General features: G+C 62.5%; 7 protein-coding genes and 1 pseudogene. 1 reads left to right on the forward strand and 7 read right to left on the reverse strand.

All coding sequences use genetic code 11. The features are described 5' to 3' along the window. The 7 genes from BFP96_RS00465 to BFP96_RS00495 all read right to left on the reverse strand — a co-directional run. Positions 1-858, reverse strand: an 858-nt coding sequence (locus BFP96_RS00465) for a TolC family protein (protein WP_170875965.1), incomplete at its 3' end; no start/stop codon positions are given. Then, complete coding sequence (locus BFP96_RS00470) at positions 855-1,745, reverse strand: efflux RND transporter periplasmic adaptor subunit (RefSeq protein WP_065895744.1); 891 nt, start codon at positions 1,743-1,745, stop codon at positions 855-857. The genes BFP96_RS00470 and BFP96_RS00465, both read right to left, overlap by 4 nt. Continuing rightward, entirely contained in the window at positions 1,742-1,951 is a 210-nt protein-coding gene (locus tag BFP96_RS00475) for a DUF1656 domain-containing protein (RefSeq protein WP_065886631.1), read from the reverse strand. Before BFP96_RS00475 ends, BFP96_RS00470 begins: the two co-directional genes overlap by 4 nt. After that, positions 1,948-4,026, reverse strand: a complete 2,079-nt coding sequence (locus BFP96_RS00480) for an FUSC family protein (RefSeq protein ID WP_065935374.1) — start codon at positions 4,024-4,026, stop codon at positions 1,948-1,950. The genes BFP96_RS00475 and BFP96_RS00480 overlap by 4 nt, the downstream gene beginning before the upstream one ends. Then, a complete protein-coding gene (locus BFP96_RS00485) occupies positions 4,023-4,442 on the reverse strand; it encodes a MarR family winged helix-turn-helix transcriptional regulator (RefSeq protein ID WP_065886629.1) in 420 nt (139 codons plus the stop codon). The genes BFP96_RS00480 and BFP96_RS00485 overlap by 4 nt, the downstream gene beginning before the upstream one ends. An 87-nt stretch (positions 4,443-4,529) precedes the next feature. Next, complete coding sequence (locus BFP96_RS00490) at positions 4,530-5,177, reverse strand: hypothetical protein (RefSeq protein WP_128875910.1); 648 nt, start codon at positions 5,175-5,177, stop codon at positions 4,530-4,532. Positions 5,178-5,268: 91 nt separating this feature from the next. Further along, positions 5,269-6,192: a hypothetical protein gene (locus BFP96_RS00495; RefSeq protein ID WP_130138986.1), complete on the reverse strand. Its 924-nt coding sequence runs from the start codon at positions 6,190-6,192 to the stop codon at positions 5,269-5,271. A gap of 350 nt (positions 6,193-6,542) precedes the next feature. Between BFP96_RS00495 and BFP96_RS00500 the strand changes: the two are divergent. Then, a pseudogene (locus tag BFP96_RS00500) lies at positions 6,543-8,744 on the forward strand (hypothetical protein); the annotation flags it as partial.

An 8,744-nucleotide genomic window follows, 5' to 3' on the forward strand; every position in this document is an offset into this window, starting at 1 on the left:
CGTCGCACCGTCGCCCACCGGCAACAGCTGGGCGATGTGCGGCAGCTCGGCGCAACTGCCGGTGCCGGCCGGCAATTGATCAAGGGGCTTGGCCAGCAGCATCGACAGACGGAACAACCCGGCCTGACGCGCCGCTTCGTAGCGCGGCATATCGGCGCGCAGGGATTTGTATTGGGTTTGCGAGCGCGTGACCTGGGTTTCATCGCCACGGCCGGCGTCGCGCAGGCGTTGCGTGAGCTTGGTGCTTTGGGCTTGCAGGTCGAGGGACTCGTTGGCGATGGCCAGCTCTTCGTTGGCGGCGCAGACCTGGGTGTAGGCACGCACCACATCGGCCACCAGGGTAATGCGCGCGATATCAGCGGCCGCCTGGGCCGCATCGGCGTTGGCCTGGGCGCTTTCGATGCCGCGCTGCAAGGTGCCGAACAGGTCGAATTGATACGAGGTGCTGATGCCTACGCTGCCGATGTTGCCCACCGGCACTTTGTCCGCCAGCAGGAAGGCTTCGCCGGACTCCTGCAAACGCTGCGCTTCAGCCTTGGCCCCGGCACTCCAGCCGCCGGCGGATTCGGCCTGCTGGGTCTGGTAGCGCGCGCGTTGCAAGTTGGCCGCGGCCACGCGCAGGTCGGTGTTGGAGGCCATGGCCTGGCGCACCAGTTCATCCAGGCGCGGGTCTTTGTACAGCTTCCACCAGTCCGTAGGCACGGGCGCCGACACCACGTTATTGCCCTCGCCGGCGATGGCACCTTGCAGGTCGTCACGGTTGACGGCGGCCGTGTCCGGCAACTTGTAGTCCGGGCCTACCGCCTGGCAGGCCGACAGCAACACCCCCAACGCAGCGGTGGCCAGCAGTTGCTTCATGGCTGGTCTCCGGCATTGGCCTTGTCGTCGATGATCGACACGGTCGCGGTACGCCCGGCGATCATGCGGAAGTCCGCCGGCACGTCATCAAAGGCGATACGCACCGGAATCCGCTGGGCCAGGCGCACCCAGCTGAACGCCGGGTTGACGTTGGGCAGCAGGTTGGAACCGCTGCTGCGGTCGCGGTCCTCGATACCGGCGACGATGCTCTGCACGTGACCATGCAGGCGGGCGTTGTCGCCGATCACGCGGATATCCACGCCCATGCCGACATGGATGCCGTCCAGTTTGGTTTCTTCGAAATAGCCGTCGATATGGAAGGAGTTGCTGTCCACCACCGACAGCACCGGGCGGCCGGCGGTGACGAATTCCTGGGCACGCGGCGCGCGGTCGTTGACGTAGCCGTCCACTGGGCTGCGGATCACCGAGCGGTCGAGATTGAGCTGGGCCGAATCCACCGTCACCTGCGCCTCGGCCAGGGCCGATTGGGCACGGGCCACGCGGGACTGGCTTTCTTCCAGTTGCTCGCTGGGCACCAGGTTGCCCAGGCCACGGTTACGCTTGTACTCGCGCTGGGCCTGGGCCAGGGTTTCCTGGCGGTCGGCTACGGCGGCCTGGGCCTGGCGCAAGGCCAGCTTGAAACGGTCCTGATCGACGGCGAACAGCACCTGGCCTTTGCTCACCAACTGGTTGTCGTGCACATCGACACGCTGGATCAGCCCGGACACGTCCGGGGCGATCTGCACGATGTCGGCGCGAATGTGGCCATCACGGGTCCAGGGCGCAAACATGTAGTACATGACCATGCGCCACACCACGACGACCGCGAAGCTCACGATCAACAGCGTCAGGACGACACGGCCGATAGTCAAAAAAGGTTTTTTCATGTCATCAGATATCGACTGAGTGAGTCCACCGCGCCCAGCAACAGCGCGTACAGCCCCACATTGAACAATGCCCGGTGCCAGACCAGGCGATAGAAGTGCATGCGCGTCAACAGCCCGTGCAGCACCAGAAACAACACATAGGTAATGCCCATCAGCACCAGCAGCGTGGGCAGGAAGACGCCGCTGATATCCAGGTCACCGATCATAAGGGCGCTCCATCCGGTAACGGCGCTTCGATTTCCGTGCCGCCAATGAACTCCACGCCGGGCAACAGCGCCAGGCGCAGGCCGGCCAGGGCATGCAGCAGGTGCAGGCGCGTGTCATCGGCGTCTTGCAGGCCCTGGCCGTTGAGGGCGCGGCGCGTGCGGTCCAGGGTCATCAGCAGACCGCTGGGCGCGGGCAAGCGTTCACCGGCCTTGAGGCAGGCCTTGAAATAACCGCCCACACCTTCCACCACCTGGTTGAGCAGCACGCGCGGCACGCCGAGGATGCGCGGCGAGTAGGCGAGCAGATCGAGCAGGTTCAGCGCCACGCGCAAGTCGCGCAGGGCGGTGCCGGTGTCCTGGCCCGTGAGGCCCAGGCGCGGCAGGTGCTGCATCAGGCGGTCGAGCATTTGGGCGGCCATGTGCCGATGTTCGGCCAGGGTGGCGGGCTCGGTGAGGCTGACGATGTCGCGCCAGCTGAAACGGGTCAGGCGCTTGGCCGCCAGTTCGGCGCCGAAGGGCCGTGCGATCAGGGTCCATACGAAGGCAAACAGCAGGCCCACGGGCCCGGCCAGATTGACGTTGGCAAAGTTGAGGAAATCCGCGTCATAGGCGCCCTGGATGCTGATGAACGACGAGGTGTTGACCAGCGTCAGCAGCATGCCCAGGTAGAACCGTGGCTGCACGGTGAGGGTGCCGATGCAGATGAACGGCACGGCGAACGCCAGCACCAGCATGGGGAAATCGTGCAGGTTGGGCAGCACCAGGAACAGATAGAGGCTGGCGAACAGCACCGACATGGCGGTCCAGAAAAAGAACCGATAGATCTGCGGCGCGGGGTCGTCCATCGAGGCGAAAAAGCTGCACGCCACCGCCGCCAGGATCACCGCACTGCCGCCGTCGGTCCAGCCCAGCAAAATCCACAACACCGAGGCGACGATGATCGCGGTGACGGTGGAAAACGCCGAGTAGAACATCAGGCCACGATCCAGAAATGGCGTGAGCCGGCCCAGGCGCCAGTGGCGGTAGACGGCGCGCCAGGTGTCCTGGCTTTCGCACTGAATGGCGGCTTGCAGGCTGCGGCAGTCCTGCCACAGGTCGACCCACTCGCCCAGGCGGTACAGGGCGTTGGAGAACAGCAGCGTGTGGCGGTCGTCGAGCGCTGCGCCCTGGGGTTGCGCGGCGTCGATCTTGTCACGCAGCACGCGCCAGCGTTCCAGTGGCGCGGTTTCGGTGGTGCTTTGCAGCCAGGCGTTGGCGGCTTGCAGCAACGGCGTGAGCCGATCGAGAAATTGCGGCGCGCGATGTTCGATGGCATACACCGCATCGTCCAGGGCATCAATCACCGGCAACAGGTGAATCATGCGCCCGCGCAATTCCTTGGTGTTGCGCACCGTCTGCGGCCGCGCGCCTTCGTGGGGCAACTGGCCGATCATCAACTCGAGGGTGTTGAACGTGGCGACCATGCCGCCGCGCAGGCCGCTGACGGCTTCAGGCTCCACATCGCGGGTGAGAAAGCGCTGGCTGTAGACCTGGGCGTCGGTAAACCACTTGGCAACCGAGCCATCGAACACCGGCATCAGGCGACGCGGCCAGAACATCGCCCCCACCACGGCCGCCACGGCGATGCCGAGGAAGATTTCCTCGGTACGCGCCTCGGCCACATCCCACACCGCCAGGGGGTTGTCCACCACTGGCAAGGCAATCAGCGGCAAGGTGTAGCCGGCCAGCATCAGGGCGTAGCTGTTGGCCGTGCGCAGATGCAGGGAAAGGAACAGCAAGGTGCCCGTCCACAGGGCGATCACCACCACCAGAATATAGGGTGACTGCACGAACATCGGCACAAAGAACACCGCCGCCGCCGCGCCCATCAAGGTGCCGATTGCACGGTACAACGCTTTGGAACTGGTGGGGCCGACAAACGGGCTGGAGACGATATACACCGTAGCCATCGCCCAATAGGGACGCGGCATTTGCATGAGCATGGCGATGTACAGCGCGATCATCGACGCGGCGAAGGTACGCACCCCATAGAACCAGTCGCGAGCAGGCGGAAAACCGGTAAAGAATCCGTTCAAGGCGCTACCGCCTCGGCCGCCTCGAAGGCGCGCAGCACGCGCAGCGCGGCTTCCAGATCGGTGGCGGCGATGTCCACCAGGACTTCCTTGCGCAGGCGCACCAGTTGCGCCTCCACCGCCTGCACCAGCTCACGGCCGCGCTCGGTGAGGCTCAGGGCCTTGGCGCGACGGTCATGGATGTCTTCGGTGCGGCACACATAACCGTCGCTGCACAGCCGGTCGAGCAGGCGAACCAGCGACGGGCTTTCCATGCCCGAAGCCTGGGCCACTTTGACCTGATGCACACCGTCGCCCAGGCGGCCGATCATCAACAGCGGCACGGCGCAGGCTTCAGAGATGCCATAGCTCACCAGCGTGGCCTGGCAGATTTTGCGCCAGTTACGGGCGCCCACCACCATGCTGCTGCTGAGGTTCATCTGGAGTTGTTCGAGGGATTGGGACACTGGATAGTTCGCATACAGTTAGTTTGCTAACTATTAATATGGTGGATGCGTCCGAATGCGTCAAGTTTTGAAACAACTTGGCGGATGGGTGGTGGCGGCCCAGACATTGTGCGTGTCCAGGCTATAAGCCTGCTCATAAACCCCGTCAGGAAAAACCACCTCGAAACTGTTGATGTTGGCGGCGATATCCACCACAGCGCCCAGTTCAATTTCGTCGCACGCGGCGATCCAGTACTTGGGCGCGTTGTTCTCGAGTTTGAATGAGGCGGTCAGGTTCGGCCCGGTCGGTGTGAGGAAGGCATCTCTGCCGTCGATGGAGATGCCCACCACGAATCCTTTCTCCTGCACGGATGTGTCGCTGTGGATGACCATCGAGCCCGTCGGGCTGCCTGCAACAGGTTTGCTGAAGACGGGGGTGTGGTGCAATTCGGAAAACGTGACGGTGTTGTGCTCCTTCAAATCGCCAGGCATCTGACCCTCGGCGCTGAATTTGACTCCGCCAGAGAGCACTTCGTGCGCTTGCCACACGAACCCGTATTCAATCGTCCAGTTGAGGCTGACTTCAGCACCCGGTGCCACGTTGAAGGGGGTGACGTACCAAACCAGCGAAACGGTAGCGTGGTGCTGTTCGGGTAACGTCGGGTAGATATAAAACATCCACGGCATGGAGGATTTGTTGTGCAGTGTCAGCGTGTAGGACATTGTCATGCGGGTCTTTCCCCTGTGCCATTGAGCGTGCGTATGGGCCAGTATCTACAGCTATCGCAGCACCGCGACCATTACAGCGCCTTACACGGCATTACAGGCCGCGGTGTGCCGTTGCCAGGCAGATGCGGTGAGTGGATCGGTCAGCCGTTGAGAAAAAATAGCGCTCCAGGCCGGTGCAGATGGTCTGGGCCACATCCTGCTGCAACGCGATGCAGGGCTTGGTGTGCCGGTCCAGCTGTTCGGACCAGGCGATCGAGCCGGTCGCGGCATTGATCAGACGGACCGAAACGCGCATCAGCGCCCCCTCGATACGCACGCTACCCTCCAGCAGGTGGCTGGCGAAGGGCGCTTGGCTCTGTTCGTCACTGGTCTTTGCAAAAGAATAGGTGACGACCTGGTTGCCAAATTCCTTGAACAGTTGGCAGCTCAACTCTTCGTTCAATCCCGGCGCGAACAGCGTACAGGCGAAATCGTCAGTGAGATTCTTCAGGGGTTGAACGGCAAGGAGGTGGCGTGTTTGTGCGCGTGCCACAGCGTCATCGGCGCGTCGTATCAATGGCATGTAGCTTCCGATCGGGATGGAAATGACCACACTGCCGCCGCCGCCGGCGTCCCTGGAATAATAGGTTTTGAGCTTCTCCCGCAGGCGGCCGGCCTGCACGCGCACGATCGGGTCGTCTCCCGTGCTGTAAAAGGCCGGGTCGCGGTCGAAAACATCAATGCCGATCCCATATTCGGTGGTGTCCTGGAGCGTGTCGCTCAAATACCGTTCGACCAGGAAGCGCAGCAGGCGGCTCAGTCGGGGGGCCTTGCAAAACAAGGGGTTGGCCAGCACCTGTAGCAGCGTAGCGCGGATTTCTGCCTTGTCCGGCGGCGCACCCAGCGTGGTCGAAGGTGGTGTCGGCATGGCATCCGGGAGCATGGGGCGTTTTCTCGCGGTGCGGGTGCTGAAACCAGTGACGTTCTCCCGAAAGGCAGCCACAGGGTATTCGCTGGAATCGAGTAAGTCTGACATGGGTCTTACCTTCTGCATGTCTTCCGTTCGTGAACTTGTCCCTGTTAAATCGGACACCCTATTTTTGTGTAAGTGATGTCTGCAATCTAAGCACAAACTCCCTGGACCGGCGTTGTTTCGCAGGTACTTTAGGGCAACAGGCCATCACCCATAAGTATTGTTACGGTAACGTCGGGTCGCCTGTTACGTGGTGATACTTATTGCATGGCAGTGGCTGCAACTAGATTGCACGCTGGAACCGCAATCCGTATCCACGCCTGGGATGTCTTATGGAAAATGCAGCGGTAGCACACAGGGAAACTTCCAAGGGTGCGCTCAGTTTTGCCAGTGAATGTGAGACGAGTGCGGGCGTGTTGCTCGCGGTCAGGGTGCGCATCAGCCGGATCGATCATCCAAAGCAAGGTGATGTCATCGTCATTGAGTTCGATGCCGACGAGGCTGCGGGCGTGTCGATGCCTTTCAACATCCGCTTTGCTGGCGGTTACCTGGCCTATGGCAAGCTGCATTTGAAGCGCGAAGCGGGCACTGAAAGCGCTGTGGCGGTTCTGCGGGCGGAGGTGACACAGGGGGCCGAGGATGCAGCCGGCAAGACCAGCCATGTCGAGTTGGCGCGCTTTGCGGTAAACCGCCCCCAACCATCACCCGAACCGGAACCAGGGCCAGGGCCAGAACCAGAACCCAAACCACCCAGGCCGACGCCCGAGCCGATCAGGCCGCATGCGCTTGATAGTGCGCTCTTCCCCTATTTGTACATTCGCCAATGGCCGCTTATCAGTGCGGCCCAGAAACAACTGCGTTTCCTCACGTACGTGGTGCCGCAAAACGTGCCGGCCCAGAGTTTTTACGCCCAGTTTTCGGCCTGCTCCAATCGAATCGAGATGGACAGCCTGGCCCTGGGCTTTATTCATGGCGTAACGCCGTACGAGAACCAGTTTGTAACGCAGGCGGATCTCTGCACCGGCACTTATGCGCAGTTATCGCGCCTCAAGGAGACGGTGCTCACGTCGGATTACGATCCCTATACCGTCAGCACCTGGATCTCGGCCAACATGGCCTCTGGCGGGAGCCTGCCGCCCGCTTATGGCGCGGATGTGGAGCGCCTCTGGGAAAGTTATTTCGCCTTGGTCGTCGCGCCGTGGAGCGAGCCAGGGTTGCTGCCGCACCTGTGCGGGTCGCTGGTCATGTCCCATCTGCTGGATTATGTCTACGCGCCGCCGCCCGGTACGCCGCCGCTCACGTCAGCGGCACTGCATGCGTTGATGCAGGCGTCGATCACTTTGCCCGAAGGTTTTTTTGCGCCACCGCCCATCAATGACCCGCCTGTGCAGGCGTCGCCTTCGGCCAAGGACCTGCCGCAAAGCTTAGGCGGCTGGATTGAGCCGTGCTCCATCGGCGACTTGCAAATGGTGCGTCAGCGCCTGCTGCGCTATGTGCCCGGCGAAATCGCCGCCATCGAAAACCTGATGCGCGGCGAGCGCAAAGACATCAGCCGACGGCGCACCCGGCGCCAACTGGATGTCAGCCTGGCGCAGACACTGGATGAGCAGGTGTCGGACGACAGTGCGGTCGACACCCGCGATGATTTGCATGCCGAGACCATCCGCACCATCGCCGAAAAAACCACCAATAAAACCTATACCAACCTGACCACCAGCTACGGGCCGCCGACGTTGGCCATCGTCAACGGCGGGCCGGTAACGACCACCGTGCAGCAGGGTCCGAACAGCGATGACGAGACCCGTTTTGCCCGTGAAGTACTGAACAAGACGGTCAACCGTATCAGCCGCAGCGTGGGCAACCTGCGTGGCAGCAGCGTGATGCATGAAACGGCCGAGACCATCACAAGCACCATCGACAACAGCGCCGGCGCCGGCAGTCGCATTTACGTGCTGCGCTGGGTCAATAAGGTCTATGAAGCGCGCGTGGTCAACTACGGGCGTCGGCTGATGGTCGAGTTTGTGTTGAGCGCGCCGGCCGCAGCGTATTTTCGCGAGGTGACGCCGGGCGAACGCGTGGCTTTCGGCCCGCCACGGTCACTTGAGGAACAGGGGATCGATAGCTTCAAGCGTATCACGCCCGAGAACTACGCGCGCCTGGCCGCTGAATATCGCAGCACTGCCATCAGCCCGCCGCCGGAAGCCCGGCGCGATGTCTCGGCGTTACTGGGGGAAGGCGAGTCGACACTGGTTGCCGTGCCGCCTGGATATCAGCCGCAAATTGCCACGGCCCGGGCCTTGGCCGCGCCCGGGGTGACCTGGCCTTTGGTCATGGTTGGGATCAAGACCCTGGAAAGCCCCTACACGCCGGTGGTCATACCGTTCGGCTCTGGCCATAGCCTGGTCATCGCAGTAGGCACCGCGCAGACGGTCGCCTCGCCGCAGGCTGAGAAACCGGTAGTACCAGTACCGGTGCCGGTGCCAGATCCAGCACCTGCGCCAACGCCCATACCAACACCAACACCTGCGCCCGCGCCCGCCCCAGTACGGGTGAATGTGATCGTCAAGTGTGTGCCCACGACCAGCGCCATGGACGAATGGCGTATCAAGACCTAC

The sequence above is a fragment of the Pseudomonas sp. 34 E 7 genome (genome assembly GCF_900005715.1).
In the GTDB taxonomy this organism is placed as follows: Bacteria; Pseudomonadota; Gammaproteobacteria; order Pseudomonadales; family Pseudomonadaceae; genus Aquipseudomonas; species Aquipseudomonas orientalis_A.

Excerpts from the sequence above, each read along its gene's own strand:
- BFP96_RS00470 (WP_065895744.1), bottom strand. The coding sequence starts at position 1,745 with ATGAAAAAACCTTTTTTGACTATCGGCCGTGTCGTCCTGACGCTGTTG.
- BFP96_RS00490 (WP_128875910.1), bottom strand. The coding sequence starts at position 5,177 with ATGACAATGTCCTACACGCTGACACTGCACAACAAATCCTCCATGCCG.
- BFP96_RS00475 (WP_065886631.1), bottom strand. The coding sequence starts at position 1,951 with ATGATCGGTGACCTGGATATCAGCGGCGTCTTCCTGCCCACGCTGCTG.
- BFP96_RS00485 (WP_065886629.1), bottom strand. The coding sequence starts at position 4,442 with ATGAACCTCAGCAGCAGCATGGTGGTGGGCGCCCGTAACTGGCGCAAA.
- BFP96_RS00495 (WP_130138986.1), bottom strand. The coding sequence starts at position 6,192 with ATGTCAGACTTACTCGATTCCAGCGAATACCCTGTGGCTGCCTTTCGG.